General features: G+C 65.6%; 15 protein-coding genes. 10 read left to right on the top strand and 5 right to left on the bottom strand.

Features of this window, described 5'->3' with window-relative positions; translation table 11 throughout:
* Positions 1 to 55 precede the first annotated feature (55 nt).
* Positions 56 to 2,368, bottom strand: coding sequence for a TonB-dependent receptor (locus Y88_RS12780; protein WP_232281060.1), 2,313 nt, complete (start codon positions 2,366 to 2,368; stop codon positions 56 to 58).
* A 337-nt stretch (positions 2,369 to 2,705) separates the two neighbouring features.
* On the opposite strand from Y88_RS12780, the gene Y88_RS12775 reads away from it, so the two are divergent.
* The 6 genes from Y88_RS12775 to Y88_RS12750 are packed head-to-tail and all read left to right on the top strand — an operon-like array spanning position 2,706 to position 7,703.
* Positions 2,706 to 3,959 carry a pyridoxal-phosphate-dependent aminotransferase family protein gene (locus tag Y88_RS12775; RefSeq protein ID WP_008069931.1) on the top strand — a complete coding sequence of 418 codons (1,254 nt, stop codon included), beginning with the start codon at positions 2,706 to 2,708 and terminating at the stop codon, positions 3,957 to 3,959.
* Entirely contained in the window at positions 3,956 to 4,414 is a 459-nt protein-coding gene (gene uraD, locus Y88_RS12770) for a 2-oxo-4-hydroxy-4-carboxy-5-ureidoimidazoline decarboxylase (RefSeq protein WP_018075498.1), read from the top strand. Before Y88_RS12775 ends, uraD begins: the two co-directional genes overlap by 4 nt.
* Positions 4,411 to 5,850: an FAD/NAD(P)-binding protein gene (locus Y88_RS12765; RefSeq protein WP_008069927.1), complete on the top strand. Its 1,440-nt coding sequence runs from the start codon at positions 4,411 to 4,413 to the stop codon at positions 5,848 to 5,850. The genes uraD and Y88_RS12765 overlap by 4 nt, the downstream gene beginning before the upstream one ends.
* A complete protein-coding gene (gene uraH / locus Y88_RS12760; protein ID WP_008069924.1) occupies positions 5,847 to 6,173 on the top strand; it encodes a hydroxyisourate hydrolase in 327 nt (108 codons plus the stop codon). Before Y88_RS12765 ends, uraH begins: the two co-directional genes overlap by 4 nt.
* 1 nt (position 6,174) lies before the next feature.
* Complete coding sequence (locus tag Y88_RS12755) at positions 6,175 to 6,378, top strand: hypothetical protein (protein ID WP_008069923.1); 204 nt, start codon at positions 6,175 to 6,177, stop codon at positions 6,376 to 6,378.
* Positions 6,375 to 7,703, top strand: a complete 1,329-nt coding sequence (locus Y88_RS12750; RefSeq protein ID WP_008069921.1) for an AtzE family amidohydrolase — start codon at positions 6,375 to 6,377, stop codon at positions 7,701 to 7,703. Before Y88_RS12755 ends, Y88_RS12750 begins: the two co-directional genes overlap by 4 nt.
* Positions 7,704 to 7,815: 112 nt before the next feature.
* Here the strand turns inward: Y88_RS12750 and Y88_RS12745 are convergent, their stop codons facing one another.
* The 4 genes from Y88_RS12745 to Y88_RS12730 are packed head-to-tail and all read right to left on the bottom strand — an operon-like array spanning position 7,816 to position 12,824.
* Positions 7,816 to 8,163, bottom strand: coding sequence for an ArsR/SmtB family transcription factor (locus tag Y88_RS12745; RefSeq protein WP_008069919.1), 348 nt, complete (start codon positions 8,161 to 8,163; stop codon positions 7,816 to 7,818).
* On the bottom strand, positions 8,160 to 11,390 hold the full coding sequence (locus Y88_RS12740) for an efflux RND transporter permease subunit (protein ID WP_008069917.1): 3,231 nt from the start codon (positions 11,388 to 11,390) through the stop codon (positions 8,160 to 8,162). Before Y88_RS12740 ends, Y88_RS12745 begins: the two co-directional genes overlap by 4 nt.
* A complete protein-coding gene (locus Y88_RS12735) occupies positions 11,387 to 12,439 on the bottom strand; it encodes an efflux RND transporter periplasmic adaptor subunit (protein WP_008069915.1) in 1,053 nt (350 codons plus the stop codon). Before Y88_RS12735 ends, Y88_RS12740 begins: the two co-directional genes overlap by 4 nt.
* Before the next feature lie 46 nt (positions 12,440 to 12,485).
* On the bottom strand, positions 12,486 to 12,824 hold the full coding sequence (locus Y88_RS12730) for a rhodanese-like domain-containing protein (protein ID WP_008069913.1): 339 nt from the start codon (positions 12,822 to 12,824) through the stop codon (positions 12,486 to 12,488).
* 158 nt (positions 12,825 to 12,982) lie between these two features.
* Here Y88_RS12730 and Y88_RS12725 point away from each other — a divergent pair, with 158 nt between their 5' ends.
* Genes Y88_RS12725 through Y88_RS12710 form a run of 4 tightly spaced genes read left to right on the top strand, consistent with a single transcriptional unit; the run spans position 12,983 to position 16,146 of the window.
* Complete coding sequence (locus Y88_RS12725; protein WP_026166859.1) at positions 12,983 to 14,281, top strand: NAD(P)/FAD-dependent oxidoreductase; 1,299 nt, start codon at positions 12,983 to 12,985, stop codon at positions 14,279 to 14,281.
* Positions 14,281 to 14,484: a YgaP family membrane protein gene (locus Y88_RS12720; protein WP_008069909.1), complete on the top strand. Its 204-nt coding sequence runs from the start codon at positions 14,281 to 14,283 to the stop codon at positions 14,482 to 14,484. Before Y88_RS12725 ends, Y88_RS12720 begins: the two co-directional genes overlap by 1 nt.
* A gap of 20 nt (positions 14,485 to 14,504) precedes the next feature.
* Positions 14,505 to 15,776 carry a TolC family protein gene (locus Y88_RS12715; RefSeq protein ID WP_008069907.1) on the top strand — a complete coding sequence of 424 codons (1,272 nt, stop codon included), beginning with the start codon at positions 14,505 to 14,507 and terminating at the stop codon, positions 15,774 to 15,776.
* A gap of 13 nt (positions 15,777 to 15,789) precedes the next feature.
* Entirely contained in the window at positions 15,790 to 16,146 is a 357-nt protein-coding gene (locus Y88_RS12710) for a carboxymuconolactone decarboxylase family protein (protein WP_008069905.1), read from the top strand.
* The last annotated feature ends 113 nt before the right edge of the window (positions 16,147 to 16,259 follow it).

Genomic DNA, 16,259 nt, shown 5'->3' with positions numbered 1-16,259 from the left:
CCAGCCTTTTTGGAGTCGGGGTCCGGCACCGCGACAGTGCCGGACCCTCGGGGGATCAGAACTTCACGCCGACGCGACCGATGACCTGGCGCGGCGGAACGTAGACGTCGAAGACACCGCCCACGCCGAAGTTTTCGGCAAAGCGGGTGGCGATGTCGCTGCTGTCGGTAAGGTTGGTGACCTGCAGCTCGAGATACCAGGGCCCGCGCTTGGGCTGGAAATGCAGGTTGAGGTTCATCATGAACTGGCTGCCGACGCGATCGGTGGCAGGATTGTTGTAGACGCGTTCCCAGTAGGGCGAGCGGTAATTGGCATCGACCGCCGCATCGAGCTTGCCGAACGGCAGATCGGTCGACTTGCTGATGGTCATCGCGGTCGAGAAGTTCGGCACGCGACCCAACTGGTTCCCATAGACGTCCGACGCGAAATAGGCGGCATAGCGCGCGTCGACATTGCCAGTCCCGTAAGGTCCGCCGGTCGCCCGGTTGATCGCCTGCGCCGAATAGGCGTCGAGCATGTGCATGTGGCTGTCGACCCGGCTGCCCATGGCCGTGGCATTGGCGTCGATGCGCCAGCCCTGCGGCAGGATCAGCGAGACTTCGGTTTCCAGACCATAGACCTTGCTCTTGGGGATATTGGTCTGCCCGCCTTGATAGGGCAGCGGATCTTCGGAGTCGGTCTGGTAATTGCGATAGTCGTTGTAGAACGCCGAGACGTTGAGGCGCAGCTTGCGATCGAAGAATTCGTTCTTCGACCCGATTTCATAGGCCCGGACGAATTCGTGAGTGAACGACTGCGGTATCTGCGTCGATGAGGTATTGAGGTTGGCGCCGCCCGGCTTCACCCCGGTCGAGAAGCTGGCATAAAGCGTCGAGTGCGGGGCAACGTCGTATTCGACCGAGGCCTTGCCCGTCACCTTGCGGAACTCGCTCTTCAGATCGGCGATGTTGAAATTGGCCGCCGTATGCGCGGTGTACTTGTCCCAGCTGTACCGCAGACCGCCGGTCAGGCGCAGCTTGTCGGTAATGTGCCAGGTGAGCTGACCATAGCCCGCCGCCGAATTGCGGTGCGCGTTCGACACGCTCGCAAACGACAGGCCATAGGCCGCCTGCTGCGCAAGATAGAGCGCCGGGTTGCCCGCCGCCGAATAGTCGATCGTATAGGGGGTGCCGATCAGGCTCGAACCCTGCTGCGTCTCGAAGACGTTCTCGTTGCCCGAGGTGTGCTGGTAGAACAGGCCGACGATCCAGTCGAACCGTCCACCCGGCTTCGAGGCAACGTTGAATTCCTCGTTGACGGTGTTGAGGCCCCACGAGTGTTCGGGGATGTTGTCCTTCACGCCATAATATTCGAGCGCCTGCGCGGTCGAGAGCGAGTCCGCCGAATTGCGGTTGTTGATGAAGGCGTACTGGTAGCTGGTGCTGAACTTCGCCGTCGCGCCGCCCAGGTCATAGGCCGCCGTTGCCGCCGCGATGCGGCTGCGGGTCTGTTCGGGGGTCGCATAGTCGTTGCTGGTCGCACGAACGCCCGCGATCGGGTCGATCATGTTGCGCGCGCCGACACCGTTGATGTCGTTGCTGTAGAGTTCGCCCCAGACCGTGACGGTCAGGCGATCGGTCGGCGTCCACAGGAACGTGCCGCGCGCGGTCCAGGCGTTCTGGCTGCCGATGTGGTCGTTGCCCGGATAATTGGGCGCGTAATACCAGCCGTCATGCGCTTCGTGCTGGACGGTAGCGCGGAAAGCCAGGTTCTTCGTCAACGGCAGGTTGACCATGCCGTTTTCGCGCTGGTAGTTGTAGCTGCCGTAACTGCCTTCGACGCCCATGTGGAACGCGTCGAGCTTGGGCATGTTGGTGGTGACGTTGATCGCGCCGCCGTCGGCATTCTGGCCGTTGACGGTTCCCTGCGGCCCGCGCAGCACTTCGAGCTGTCCGACGTCGAGATAGCTCGACACGACCGCGATCGGGCTGGCGATATAGACGCCGTTCTCGACATAGGCGACGCCGGGCTGTGCCGACAGGTTCTGCAACCCGTCATAGCCCACGCCACGGATGGTGATGTTGACCGGAAACGCGCCCGAATCCGAAACGGTCATGCCCGGAATGTGCCGGTCGAGATCGATCGCCGACCGGATGTCGATCTTGGCCAGCTGATCGCCCGACATGGCGGTAATGGCGATCGGCGTCTTTTGCAGACCGGTCTTGGTCTTCTGGGCCGTGACGGTGATGGTTTCGAGCTGGGTCGAAGCGGAAGGCGCCTCAGCCCCCGCAGCTCCTGCATCTTCTGCATGTGCGACGGCGGGAACCAGTTGGGCCAGTGCCATGACCGACGCTGCCGCACGCACCAATAATCTCGCGTTGACCTTCATGATTGCTCCCCATGTCCACCTCCCTGCTTGACGGTGTCCAGATCGTTGATTGGGCAGGTTTCGCAGGTACCATTTCGCCGGAGCGGTCTGCCGGGCAGCTTTGTGACAGTGGCCCCATGTTCTGACTACATGTAAAATTGACAAACCTATGTTCTCAAAATGAGAGCATCCCCGACGTGTCGGATGTCCTCATTTTGAGAACACAAGCTTCGATATTCGGCGATAGATTTCGGACGCCCCTCATTGCAGAAGACCTCGACGAGCTGTCGAAACGGCGTCTGATGGGGGAAAGCGATGTCCGGCAGCGGGGGTTCACGAAAACGAGTTGGAGAAAACGATGCCTGACCTCGATCCGCTGCTGTTTGGCGAGATCGACCCGCCGCAGCGGCTCTTGATGGGCCCCGGCCCGGTCAATGCCCACCCGCGTGTCCTGCGCGCGATGAGTGCGGATCTTTTGGGTCAGTTCGATCCGGAAATGACCGGCTACATGAACCAGGTCATGGCGCTTTATCGCCCGATCTTCGGCACCGGCAACCGCTGGACCATGCTGATCGACGGGACCGCCCGGGCAGGGATCGAAGCCGCGCTCGTCAGCCTGCTTCAACCCGGTGATGTCGCGCTGGTCGTCAATTACGGCCGCTTCGGCCTGCTGCTTCAGGAAATCCTGACCCGCCTCGACGTGCGGTTCGAAACGGTCGATGCGCCCTGGGGCGAAGTCGTGCCGATGGAGGCCATCCGCGAGGCGGCGCTGCGCCTCTCCCCGCGCGTCATCTGCACCGTGCACGGCGACACCTCGACCACCATGGCTCAGCCGCTCGACGGGATCGGCGCGATCGCCCGTGAAGTCGGCGCGCTCGTCTATGTCGATGCCACCGCGACGATCGGCGGCATGGAACTCTCCGCCGATCGCTGGGGCGCGGATGTCATCACCGGGGGCTTGCAGAAATGCCTCGGCGGTCCGTCGGGTTCCGCGCCGATCACGGTGTCCGATGCGGCGGCGGACCTCATCTTCACCCGTCGTCACGATGAAAAGGGCATTCGCGCCGCCGACGCCGTCGACGGTTCGGGCCGACGGATCGGTTCGAACTATTTCGATCTCGCCATGATCATGGATTACTGGAGCGAAAAGCGCCTCAACCACCATACCGAGGCGACGACGATGCTCTATGGTGCGCGCGAATGCGCCCGCGTCACGCTCGCCGAAGGACTGGCCGCCCGCTATCGCCGTCACAAGGCGGCAGGCGCGGCAATGAGCGCGGGCCTGCGCGCGATGGGCCTGACCCTGTTCGGCAGCGACGCCCACCGCATGACCAATGTGACCGGCGTCTTCATTCCCGAAGGCATCGACGGCGAACGCGTTCGCACCGCCATGCGCGATCATTTCGAAATCGAGATCGGCACCGCGTTCGGTCCTCTGGCGGGCCGGATCTGGCGCATCGGGGCGATGGGATACAACGCCATGAAGCACAAGGTGCTGATCACGCTCGGCGCGCTGGAAACCTGCCTGCGCGCCGAAGGGGCCAGCCTGCCCGCAGGCGAAGCGGTTCCGGCGGCGCTTGCCGCATGGGCAGCCGTGATGGAGGCCGCATGACCGCCGAGCCCACTCACCCCGCGCTCTTCGAACACAGCCCGTGGGTCGAGGCACGGGCCGATGCCGCGCCCTCGTCCGGGGACCGCCACGCCGATCTCATGCGCGTGGTCCATGCCGCGACGCAGGACGAACAACTCGCTCTCATCCGCGCACACCCGGAACTTGCCGGAAAGGCCGCCATCGACGGCACTCTCACGCACGCAAGCGCGTCCGAACAGGCCAGCGCCGGGCTCGACCGGCTTACGCCCGAGGAATTCGAGCGTTTCCACGCGCTCAACGCCGCCTATCGCGCGGCCCACCAGATGCCGTTCATCATCTGCGTCCGCCTGACCGACAAGGCGGGCATTCTGGCCGCGATGGAAGCCCGCATCGCCAACGACACCCCGACCGAAATCGCGACCGCCCTTGCCGAGATCGGCAAGATCACCAAGCTGCGACTGGAGGATGCCCGATGACCCTTCCTGCTCAAGACGCCATCGGCCTTGCCGCACTCGAAGCGCAATTGCGCCGCCAGCTCGACCTGACCAATTGCGGCGGTCCCGACTGGACACGCCCGCGCCACCATCCGCGCGGCCCCGTCCTCGACGTCGTGGTCATCGGCGGGGGACAGAGCGGCCTTGCCACCGCGTTCGGCCTGCGGCGCGAGCGGATCAACAACGTGCTCGTCCTCGACGAAAATCCCGAAGGCCTCGAAGGTCCGTGGGAAACTTATGCGCGGATGATCACCCTGCGCACGCCCAAGCATCTGACGCCGATTGACTACGGCCTGCCCGCGCTGACGTTCCGCGCCTGGTACGAGGCCCAGTTCGGCAGCCAGGGCTGGGACGCGCTCGACAAGATCCCGCGCAGGGTCTGGATGGATTACCTCAAGTGGTATCGCCGCGTCCTTGCCTTGCCGGTACGCAACGGCGCGCGGCTCGACCGCATCGAACCGGTCGAGCCGGGGCTCTTCGCGCTCCATCTCGCCGACGGCGACAGCCTGCTTGCCCGCAAGGTCGTTCTCGCGACCGGCATTCAGGGCGGCGGGGAATGGCATACTCCCGATTTCATCAAGGCCGCGCTGCCCCGCGAGCTTTACATGCATACCAGCGAGATGGTCGATTTCACCCGCCTTGCCGGAAAGCGGATCGGCATTCTGGGCGGCGGCGCCAGTGCCTTCGACAATGCCAATGCCGCGCTTGGCGAAGGGGTCGGCGAAGTCCACGTCTTCATGCGCCGCAAAGTGCTGCCGCGCGTCAATCCCATCCGCTACATGGAACGGGTCGGCTTTACCGCCCGCTATCCCGCGCTCTCCGACGGGGAAAAGTACCGGGCCATGGACTGCTTCCTCGGCCACAACCAGCCGCCGACCAACGACACGTTCAGCCGTGCGGCGTCATGGCCGGGCTTTGCGCTCCATATGGGCAGCCCATGGGAGAAAGTCGAACATGTCGATGGCCGCGCCCGGGTGACGACGCCCAAGGGGACGTTCGATTTCGACTTACTGGTGCTCTCGACCGGCCTCATCAGCGATCCGGCCCTGCGTCCCGAACTGGCCGAAATCGCCCCCGCGATCGCCACCTGGGGGGACAAAGTCGCGATCGAAGGCCCGCGCAACGCCCTGATCGACGCGCACCCCTATCTCGGCCCGGCGTTCGAATTCCTGCCGCGCGACGGGGCCGATCCGGCACGCCTGCATGGCCTGTTCGCGTTCAACTATTCCGCGCTGATCAGCCAGGGGCTCTCCGCCTCGGCGCTTTCGGGCATGCAGAATGCCTTGCCGCGCCTGATCCGGGGTGTCGCCGATCAGCTTTTCCTCGACGACCGCGAAACCATGATCGCCGAGTTCGCCGCCTATGACGAACCCGAATTCCTCGGCGAATGGCCGCTGGCGCGCGAGGCGGCCGAATGAGCAGCCTTTCGACTCATGTCCTCGACACCGTGGCCGGGCGCCCGGCCGCCGGCGTCGCAATTGCGCTTCATGCCGGGGACACGCTGGTGGCCGAAGGGACGACCGATGCCGACGGCCGCTGGCGGGCGCCGATGCCGCTCGACGCCGGGCGCTATCGCCTGACGTTCGCGGTGGCCGCCTATTTCCGGACGCAAGGGACGCCGCTGGCCGATCCGCCCTTCCTCGACGTGGTTCCCATCGATTTCGGCGTCGGGGCAGAAGGGCACTATCATGTCCCGCTGCTGGCCTCGCCGTTTTCCTATTCCACCTATCGCGGCAGCTGACATGAACGAACGCGACGCCCTGTTCTCCCCCCGGTCGATCGAACGCGACGACGCGGTCCTTGCTGCAGCCGTGGGCGAAGTGCTGGGCCTTGCCCTGCCCGAACCCTGCACGCCGGGCGTCGCAGCCAATGTCCGCATCCTGTCCGGACATCTCGCGACCATGCGCGCGGCCAGCGAAACCCCGGCGCAGGAGCAGACGCGATGACGCTGCCGCTCGACGCTCTCGCCATCGCGGCCAGCGTTCGCCAGGGACAATGCAGTGCGACCGAGATCGCCCGCGCCGCCCTTGCCCGTATCCGCGCCAAACCTGACCTCCTCGCCGTTACCCGCATTCTCGAGGACCGCGCGCTTGCCGAAGCCGCGCTCGTCGATGCGCAAGTCGCGCGGGGCGAAGATCCCGGACCGCTCGCGGGCGTTCCCTATGGCGTCAAGGACCTGTTCGATGTCGCCGGACTGCCGACCACAGCGGGAGCGGCCCGACTCGAATTCGCCGAGCCCGCAGCCCACGATGCCATCGCCATCGAACGGCTGCGCGCGGCGGGCGCGGTGCTTTGCGCCACGCTCAACATGGACGAATTCGCCTATGGCTTCGTCACCGACAATGCCCGCTGGGGCATTACCCGCAATCCCCATGACCCCGACCGCTTTGCCGGGGGCTCGTCGGGCGGGTCGGCAGCAGCGGTCGCGGGCGGATTGCTGAGCTTCACGCTCGGATCGGATACCAACGGCTCGATCCGCATTCCCGCCAGCCTGTGCGGCCTGTTCGGGATCAAGCCCACGCACGATTCGCTGCCGATGGAAGGGACCTTTCCCTTCGTCCACACGCTCGACGACATCGGTGCTTTTGCCCGCTCGGCCTCCGACCTTGCGCTGATCGACAGCGTCCTGCGCGGGGAACCGGCAGCCAACGACGCGGGCCCTTTGCGCGTCGCCCTGCTCGGCGGGTGGTTCGCCCGCGATCTCGTCCCCGATCTGCGCGCCGCGCTCGACACGCTGGCCTCCGCGATTGGTCCCTTGCCGACGGTCGAACCCGAAGGCGTGGCGGCAGCACGGTCGGCAGCTTTCGTCCTCTCCGCATGGGAAGGCGGGCGACTCCATGCCCCATCGCTCGCCAGCGATGCCCTGTCCTATGACCCGGCGACCCGCGACCGCCTGATCGCGGGGGCCGCCTTGCCCGAAGACGTCCACGCCGAGGCACTGGCCCGGCGCGAGGTCTTTGCCCACACGTTCGATACGATCTTTGCCCGATACGACGTGCTGATCGCGCCGACCGTCGTCGGTCCCGCCCCCCTGATCGCGCATCCGGTCGTCACGATCGACGGCGAGGAAAAGCCCGCCCGCGCCAATCTCGGCCTGTTTACCCAGCCGATCAGCTTCCTCGGACTACCGGTCATTGCCGCGCCGCTCGCCGTTCCCGGCCTTCCGCTCGGCATCCAGTTGATCGGCGCCAAGGGCAGCGATGCCCGCCTGATCGCCTTTGCCCGCGATCTCGAAGCCAAAGGCCTCCTCGCGACCAAGCTGCGGGACTGATACCAACTTGCGATGAGCCTCTCTCATCGCAAGGTGGTTCAAGGCCGCGCGCCGTTTGAGCGAAACGACCTGCAATGAGTTTTCTCATTGCAGGTCCGCATGCACCCCGGGTTCAGGCCTGTTTCTGAACGGGCAGAGGGCAGGCGCCCTCCGCCTGTGTCACTTCACACAGATGGCACAGGGTGTGGATGACACCCGACACGATCGGATCGCGCAGACTGTACCAACGGGTGTTGGCATCGACCCGCACCGAGACCACGTTTTCCGCGCGCAAGAGCGCCAGATGCTGCGACACGCCCGACTGCGACAGCCCGGTCAATGCAACCAACTCGGTCACGCTCGCTTCCCCTTCGTCCATCCGGCACAGCATCAGGAGGCGTTCGGGATGGCTCATCACCTTGAGCCGCTGCGCCATCGAAGCGGCATTGGCCTTCAGTTCGGAAAGGTCGGTCGGTTTCATGACTCCCGCCCAGATAGGGCGATCCCGTCGTCGCGCAAGACGACGTAGATCGCCGGAATGACCAACAGCGTCAAAAGGGTGGACGAAGCGAGCCCGAACAGCAGCGAGATCGCCAATCCCTGAAAGATCGGATCGGTCAGGATCACGCTCGCCCCGATCATCGCCGCCGCCGCCGTCAGCGCGATCGGCTTGACGCGAATGCGCCCCGCCTCGATCAGCACTTCACGCAAGGGTTTGCCCGGTGCGGCCGTATGACGGATAAAATCGACGAGCAGGATCGAATTGCGCACGATGATCCCGGCCAGCGCGATGAAGCCGATCATGCTGGTCGCAGTGAAGGGCGCGCCGAACAGCATGTGCCCGAGCACGATCCCAATCAGCGTCAGCGGCACCGGCGTCAGGATCACCAGCGGCAGGCGGAACGATCCGAACTGTCCGACCACCAGCACATAGATGCCCACAAGCGCGATCATGAAGGCCCCACCCATGTCGCGGAACGTGACCCAGGTGATTTCCCATTCGCCATCCCACAGGAGGCTGGCGTGGCTTTCGTCGTCGGGCTGCCCATGCATCAGGATCTGCGGCTTTTGCAGGCCATGGGCTTTCCAGTCATAGGCATCGATCGCCTGATCGACGGCGAGCAGGCCATAGATCGGCGCTTCGTAACGCCCGGCAAGATCGGCCATGACCATCGCCGCCCCGCGTCCGTCACGCCGGAACAGGCGTGTACCGCCGGTTTCCTGTCGCGCATCGACCAGTTCGCCAAGGCTCAGCAGCTGTCCACCCGGCGCCATCGCCACCGGCGTTGCCGCGAGCGTCCCGTTCCAGTTGCGCTGCGACTGGTCGAGGCCCACTTCGATCGGCAGCGGATCGCGATCGGTTCCGCGCGGCGCATAAGCGACCGTCTGCCCGCCCATCAGCGCGCCGATGCTGTCGAACACTTGCCGTTCCGACAGGCCATAATGGTCGAGCCGGTCCCGGTCGGGCACCAGCCGCAATGTCGGACGCGGCACGCCAAAGCTGTTATCGGTATCGACGATGAAGGGCACCGATTTGAAGATCTGCTCGACCGCCAGCGCCGTCTTTTGCCGGGTGGCCTCGTCCGGGCCATAGATTTCGGCAAGCAGCGTCGCCATGACCGGCGGCCCCGGAGGCGTCTCGACCACCTTGATGACCCCGCCTGCGGGAAGCGCCACGGATTTCAGCCGCTCGCGCAGATCGACCGCGACCGCATGGCTCGACCGGCTGCGTTCGTCCTTAGGCTGGAGAGCGACCATGAGATCGCCCATCTCGGGCCGGGCGCGCAGGAAATAGTGCCGGACGAGCCCGTTGAAATTGAACGGCGCGGCCGTCCCGGCATAGGCCTCCATCGCGACGACCTCGGGCACGCGCCGGGTCACGGCGGCGGCCTGTTCAAGCACGCGTGAAGTCGTTTCCAGACTGGTTCCGGCGGGCATGTCGACCACCAGCTGCACTTCGCTCTTGTTGTCGAAAGGCAGGAGCTTGACCGTGACCGCCTTGAAATAGAACATCGAGCAGGCAACCAGCGTCGCCACCCCGACCCCGGTCAGGAAACGGCGCGCGCTGCCTTTGGTGGCGATGACGCGGCGGGCATAATGGGCATAGATCGCCCCCAGCTTCCCGCCGTCTTCGAGCGTGTGGTCGTGGGTCAGCGTCTTGCGCGCGAAACGGATCATCAGCCAGGGGGCAATGATCACCGCGACAAAGAACGAGAACACCATCGCCGCCGAGGCATTGATCGGAATGGGTGCCATGTAGGGGCCCATCAGCCCGGACACGAAAAGCATCGGCAAAAGCGCGGAAACCACCGTCAATGTGGCGATGATCGTCGGATTGCCGACTTCGGCAACGGCATCGACCGCCGCATCGACGCGGCTGCGCCCGTCGGGTTTGCCGACGTCGGGCATGCCCCAGTGACGGGCGATATTCTCGATCATGACGATGGCGTCGTCGACGAGAATGCCGATCGAGAAGATCAGTGCGAACAGGCTGACGCGGTTGATCGAGAACCCCATGATTCGGCTGGCGAACATGGTCAGCATAATCGTCGTCGGGATGACGATCGCGGTCACGCCGGCTTCGCGCCAACCGATGGCAAAGCCGATCAGGATGACGATGGAAACCGTCGCCAGTGCGAGGTGAAAGATCAGCTCGTTGGCCTTGTCGTCGGCAGTCGCGCCATAATTGCGCGTGACATCGACCGACACCTGCGCGGGGATCAGCGAGCCCTTGAGCGCATCGACCCGTGCGACCACGGCTTTCGAGACGTCGACGGCATTGGCCCCGGCCCGCTTGGCAATGGCGATCGAGACGGCAGGCGCCATGGTCCAGGCGTCCTTGCCATCGACGCGGGACCAGCGCCAGGAATGGGCCTGATCCTCGCTCGGCCCCTGTTCGACGCGGGCCACATCGCCCAGCAGGACCGGCGCCCCGGTCGCGGCCCGCACGGTCAGGCGGCGCACTTCGTCCGCACTCGACAACGGCAGGCCCGCCGTCACCGCCAGCGCCTGTCCGCCCTGCCGCACGGTTCCTGCCGGGAACGAGCGACCCGACTGGCTCAGCGCTTCCATGACCGAGGACAGCGGCACGCGCGCGGCGGCCAGCCGGACCGGATCGGGAACGACCCGGATCGCGTCACGCTGCCCGCCGGTCACGAAAGTCAGGCCGACATTGTCGACTTTGGCCACTTCGCTGCGCAACTTGCCCGCGAGCGTCTGGAGATTGCGCTCGTCCCATTGTCCGGCAGCCCCCGGTCGCGGCGTCAGGGTCAGAACCACGATCGGCACGTCGGAAATGCCGCGCACGGTAATCTGCGGCATCGGCACCCCGGTCGGGATGCGCTCGATGTTCGCCTTGATCTTTTCATCGATGCGCGTGGCGGCGGCTTCCGGATCGGACCCGACATCGAAACGCGCAGTAACGAGAACGCCGTGGTCTTCGGCCTGGGTATAGACGTGTTCGACCCCGTCGATGCTCTTGACGATCGATTCCAGCGGCTTTGCCACCAGTTCGACAGCCTCGGGCGCATTCATGCCCGGTGCGGCGACACGAATGTCGACCATCGGCACCTTGATCTGCGGCTCTTCCTCGCGCGGGATGGTGATTGTCGAAATCAGGCCCACCAGGATCGCGGCCAGCAGAAACAGCGGCGTCAGCGGCGACCCGATCGTGGCGCGCGTGATCCGGCCGGAAATGCCGAGTTTCATGGCCGTGCTCCCGCCGCCGAGGCCTGCGCGGGGGCGACAAGCGTATCGCCCGGATTGACGCCCGAAAGGATTTCCACGCGATCCCCGTCCGCCGCCGAAGTCTGCACCGGCACGTCATTGGCCGCACCATGAGCGTCGACCAGCGTCACGTAATCGATGCCGAACCGCGTTGCGACGAAGGCACGCGGAACCAGCAGCGCGCGATGCGTGCCCGCCGCGACCCGCGCGGGCAGACGCCGCCCGATCAGGCTGGGATCAAGCCCCGCCATGGCGACATCGGCCCGGACTTGTCCCGCCTCGACTGCCGGATAGATCCGCGCGACCTGTCCCTCGCCCGCGATCCCGTCGACCCGCACGCGCGCGCCGGGCGAAAGCCGCGCCGCCAGCGCCTCGGGCAAATCGAGCCGCAGGACCAGCGGCCCCGACGTGACGACCGCAACGATCATGCCCGGAGCGACCGGAGCCCCGGCCGGAACGTCGGCGCGCAGGACGCGCCCGTCGGCAGGGGCAACCACCGTGCCGTTGCCGGCGACCGCATGGACGGCCGCTTCCTGTGCGCGGACGGCATCGGTCGCGGCCGATGCGGCATGAGCGGCGGCCTTTGCCTGATCGAGGCGGGCCGGCGCATAGACGCCGTTCGCGGCCAGGAACTTCACACGGTCGAGTTCGGCTTTCGCGGCTTCGGCCTGGGCCTGCGCCGCGCGGGCCTGCGCCCCATAGGCACCGGCCTGATACCCCAGTTGCGCATCGGTGATGCGCCCAATCACCTGCCCCTTGCGCACAGTATCGCCCGCACGCACCGACAGCGAGGAGAGGACACCGGGAATCCGCGCGAGAACCTGCGCTTCATCGCGCGTCGTCACTTGCGCCGACACGCTCTGCCAGTCGGGCGCATCGACTTGCGCGACCGTCAGGCGCGGCCCCGAGGCGACCTTGGCCCCATGCTCACCCGCGCCATCTGCTGCCTTGTTCCCGCCGCAGCCCGTCAGGGCCAGCACGAGCGCAAGCGCCGTGGCAGAAAAACCCGGCTTCCCGTTGCCGATGCGCATCCTGTCTCTCCCGGTGATCATCGCTGTGATTGCCTGGTGCGCCCGATCAACGCTCGACGGGCAGCCCGGCATTGACCCACGCGCCAAAGCCGCCGGCCAGATGCGTGTCGACCGCCGCCCCGGCCGTCGCGCAACGGTCGAGTGCCTGCCCCGAACGCTTGCCGCCCAGACAGTTGAGCACCAGCTTCTTGCCCCCCGCATCGGGCAAGTCCTCGGCACGGAAGCGCGAAAGCGGCAGGTTGATCGCACCGGGAATGTGCCCGGCGGAAAACTCGTCCTTTTCGCGCACGTCGACGACAACCACATCCTTGGCCTCGACCATGCGAGCCAGTTCGGGAGCGGTGATTTCCTGATGATTTGCCGTTTTGCCGAAACCGAAGATCATGTCGCATCTGCCTTTTGCGGAGGGGACAAGCCGGAGCGCCCCTATAAAATCACATATTGCTAATATGCTTTTTTTCGAATATTCGTCAAGCATGATTCAAACGATGCCGCCGGTTGGCCCAGACATCAACGGCGGCACCCCTTTCGGGAGATCATGCCATGAAACTACCCCGCATCGTCGTATTGGGGGCAGGCTTGGGCGGAACCATCGCGGCCTATGAAATCCGCGAGGCCACGCAGGGTAAAGCCGAAGTCACCGTTGTTGCCGAAGGCGAAGATTACTGGTTCGTCCCCTCCAATCCGTGGGTTGCAGTCCGCTGGCGCGAACCCGATGCCATCCGCGTTCACCTGCCGCCGGTCATGGCCCGTCGCGGCATCGGCTTTACCGGGGTCGGCGCCGAGCGAGTCCATCCGCAGGAAAACCGCCTGACGCTGCGCGATGGAACGACGATGGCCTATGACTGGCTGGTCATCGCCACTGGTCCAGAACTGGCTTTCGACGAAATTCCCGGCCTTGGCCCCAATGGCGGCCATACCGTTTCGGTCTGCCGCACCGACCATGCCAATTCGGCGGCCGATGCTTTCGACGCGTTCTGCGCCAATCCCGGCCCGATCGTCGTCGGTGCCGCGCAAGGGGCCTCGTGCTTTGGCCCGGCCTATGAATTCGCGCTCATTCTCGACACCGAACTCAAGCGGCGCAAGATCCGCGACCGGGTGCCGATGACGTTCGTGACGTCCGAACCCTATATCGGCCATCTCGGCCTCGACGGGGTCGGCGACACCAAGACCCTGCTCGAAAGCCAGCTGCGCGAGCGTCACATCAAATGGGTGACCAATGCGCGCATCACCAGCGTCGAAGCAGCCACGATGCATGTCGAGGAAGTGGGCGAGGACGGCACAGTCAAGAAGGCGCACGACCTGCCTTTCGGCTACTCCATGATCCTGCCTGCGTTCCGCGGGGTGAAAGCGGTCCATGGGATCGAGGGGCTCACCAATCCGCGCGGGTTCATCCTCGCCGACAAGTATCAGCGCAATCCGACCTTCCCCAATGTCTATTCGCTGGGTGTCTGCGTGGCGATCCCGCCGATCGGCCCGACGCCGGTCCCGGTCGGGGTGCCCAAGACCGGGTTCATGATCGAATCGATGGTGACTGCCATTGCCCGCAACATCGCCTCGGAACTCCATGGCGAGCGTCCGAGCGAAGTGGCGAGCTGGAACGCGGTCTGTCTCGCCGATTTCGGTGACGGCGGTGTCGCTTTCGTGGCCCAGCCGCAGATCCCGCCGCGCAACGTCAACTGGTCGAGCCACGGCAAATGGGTTCACCTGGCCAAGGTCGGCTTCGAAAAGTACTTCCTGCGCAAGGTGCGCAAGGGGACGAGCGAACCACTCTATGAAAAGTTCGCTCTGCAAGTGCTGGGCATCAGCAAGCTCAAGGAAACCGTGAAGGAGATCGTGTGATGTCGCTCGATTCTGCCGTACTTCGCTTCGCCGGGGCCGTCGTTCTCGGCAGCGCGCTTGCCGCGCATTTCATCCACCCTGCCTGGATCTACCTGACCATGTTTGCCGGTGCTAACATGCTTCAGGCCAGCTTCACCCGGTTCTGCCCCGCCGCGATCGTGTTCAAGGCACTTGGGGTCAAGCCGGGCTCGACGTTCCAATAAGCATAACGGGGAGAGTTGCCATGGACCGCGCGCGTCGCATTCTTCGCCTCGCGGCTCTTCCGGCGCTCTTGCTGCCGGGAGCCGCACTGGCTGACAGCCTTACCTCGACGATCGCCGATGCCCTGGCCCATGCCCCGGCCCTTGCCGAGGCACAGGCCGGGGTCGATGCGGCAAAGGCCCGGCTCGACGGCGCCCATGCCCAATCGATGCCCACCCTCGGGATCGAGGGGCAGGTCGGCGCCGGACGGCTCGACAACGGCGGCTTCTTCGGTTTTACCGCGCGCAATGTGACGCCGCTCGCCTTGCGCGCGGGGGCCGAACTGCCGATCTATGCCGGGGGCCGCGTGGCCGCCGCCATCGACCAGGCCCATGGGGGGCAGGCCATCGCCGCGCTCGCCCTTGCCGATGCCCGCTCGCGCACCACGGTCGATGCCGTTGCCGCCTATGCCGAAGTGCTGACCGCACGCCGGATCGAAACCCGCTGGCAACAGACCGACGGGGAACTCGCCGAAATCGAAAGGCAGGCCGCCTTGCGCTTCAAGGCCGGGGAAATTCCCCAGTCCGACCTTTCCTCGGCCAAGGCGCGCCGGGCCGAAGGGACCGCCGGTCTTGCCGCCGCGCAAGGACGGCGGATCGTTGCCGAAGCTCGCTATCGCCGCCTTACCGGGCACGATGCCGGGCAGCTCGATCCCCTACCCGCCTTGCCCGCCATCCCGCCGACGCTCGACGAGGCCATCGACACCGCCCATCGCTCCAACCCCGTCCTTGCCCAGGCCGAACGCGCCGTCGACGTCGCCAAGGCGGGCGTGCGCGGCGCGAAAGCCGAAGGCATGCCGGTCATCGGCGCTTTTGCCGAAGCCTCGCGCACGCGGGACCAGTTCTTTCCCGATTATCGCGCCGACAGCATGAGCGTGGGCGTGCGCGGTCGCTGGACCCTGTTCAACGGCGGACGCACGGCGGCAAAGATCCACGAGGCCGACGCCGGGCTTGATGCCAGCGAAGCCCGCGCCCGCGACGCGCGCGAAGCGATCGACAGCGCGGTCATCGACGCATGGACCGGCCTTCACTCCACGACCGCCATGGTCGAGGCCGGACACGCCCGTGCGGCAGCCGCTGCCGAGGCGCTGCGCTCCACGCGCCTTGAAGCCAAAGTCGGGGAAAAGCCCACGCTCGCGGTGCTCGATGCAGAACGCGAGGCGACCGGCGCGGACGCCGCCGCGATCGAGGCCGAAGGACAGCAATTGGTCGCCGCATGGCAGCTCAATGCCCTTGCCGGCGCGCTCACCCCCTGAAAGGAGAACCACGATGCACAAGGATTGGCCGGAAATGGCCAAGGAACTCTCGGGCGCCATCAAGGAAGTGCGCCTCGGCACGCCCGAGGTGATGAAGGCGTTCTCGGCCATGGCCGCTGCCGCCACCGGTCCCGGCACGCTCGACACCAAGACCAAGGAACTGATCGCGCTCGCCATCGCGGTCGCCATCCGCTGCGACGGTTGCGTCGCGTTCCATGCACAGGCCGCCGTCAAGCACGGCGCCAGCCGCGACGAGATCATGGAGACGATGGGCATGGCACTCTACATGGGGGCCGGACCCAGCCTGATGTACGCGGCCCAGGCGGTCGAAGCCTACGACCAGTTCGCCGCCGCCGCTGCGGAAGCCTGATTTTTAGAGATTCCGGCGCCGCCTTCCCCGATCTCACTGGCGCCGGAGACCCGCTGCACGACCCAGGGAGCGTGTGGCGGGTCACCCAAGAAAAAAGCCCCCGCCGAGCGAAC

The sequence above is a fragment of the Novosphingobium nitrogenifigens DSM 19370 genome, from assembly GCF_000192575.1.
Lineage (GTDB): Bacteria > Pseudomonadota > Alphaproteobacteria > Sphingomonadales > Sphingomonadaceae > Novosphingobium > Novosphingobium nitrogenifigens.
Note: the sequence above shows the minus strand (reverse complement) of the source record. Positions and strands in the feature narration are given on the sequence as shown.

Coding starts and splice junctions, on each gene's coding strand:
- Y88_RS12780 (WP_232281060.1), bottom strand. CDS start 2,368: ATGAAGGTCAACGCGAGATTATTGGTGCGTGCGGCAGCGTCGGTCATG.
- Y88_RS12775 (WP_008069931.1), top strand. CDS start 2,706: ATGCCTGACCTCGATCCGCTGCTGTTTGGCGAGATCGACCCGCCGCAG.
- uraD (WP_018075498.1), top strand. CDS start 3,956: ATGACCGCCGAGCCCACTCACCCCGCGCTCTTCGAACACAGCCCGTGG.
- Y88_RS12765 (WP_008069927.1), top strand. CDS start 4,411: ATGACCCTTCCTGCTCAAGACGCCATCGGCCTTGCCGCACTCGAAGCG.
- uraH (WP_008069924.1), top strand. CDS start 5,847: ATGAGCAGCCTTTCGACTCATGTCCTCGACACCGTGGCCGGGCGCCCG.
- Y88_RS12755 (WP_008069923.1), top strand. CDS start 6,175: ATGAACGAACGCGACGCCCTGTTCTCCCCCCGGTCGATCGAACGCGAC.
- Y88_RS12750 (WP_008069921.1), top strand. CDS start 6,375: ATGACGCTGCCGCTCGACGCTCTCGCCATCGCGGCCAGCGTTCGCCAG.
- Y88_RS12745 (WP_008069919.1), bottom strand. CDS start 8,163: ATGAAACCGACCGACCTTTCCGAACTGAAGGCCAATGCCGCTTCGATG.
- Y88_RS12740 (WP_008069917.1), bottom strand. CDS start 11,390: ATGAAACTCGGCATTTCCGGCCGGATCACGCGCGCCACGATCGGGTCG.
- Y88_RS12735 (WP_008069915.1), bottom strand. CDS start 12,439: ATGCGCATCGGCAACGGGAAGCCGGGTTTTTCTGCCACGGCGCTTGCG.
- Y88_RS12730 (WP_008069913.1), bottom strand. CDS start 12,824: ATGATCTTCGGTTTCGGCAAAACGGCAAATCATCAGGAAATCACCGCT.
- Y88_RS12725 (WP_026166859.1), top strand. CDS start 12,983: ATGAAACTACCCCGCATCGTCGTATTGGGGGCAGGCTTGGGCGGAACC.
- Y88_RS12720 (WP_008069909.1), top strand. CDS start 14,281: ATGTCGCTCGATTCTGCCGTACTTCGCTTCGCCGGGGCCGTCGTTCTC.
- Y88_RS12715 (WP_008069907.1), top strand. CDS start 14,505: ATGGACCGCGCGCGTCGCATTCTTCGCCTCGCGGCTCTTCCGGCGCTC.
- Y88_RS12710 (WP_008069905.1), top strand. CDS start 15,790: ATGCACAAGGATTGGCCGGAAATGGCCAAGGAACTCTCGGGCGCCATC.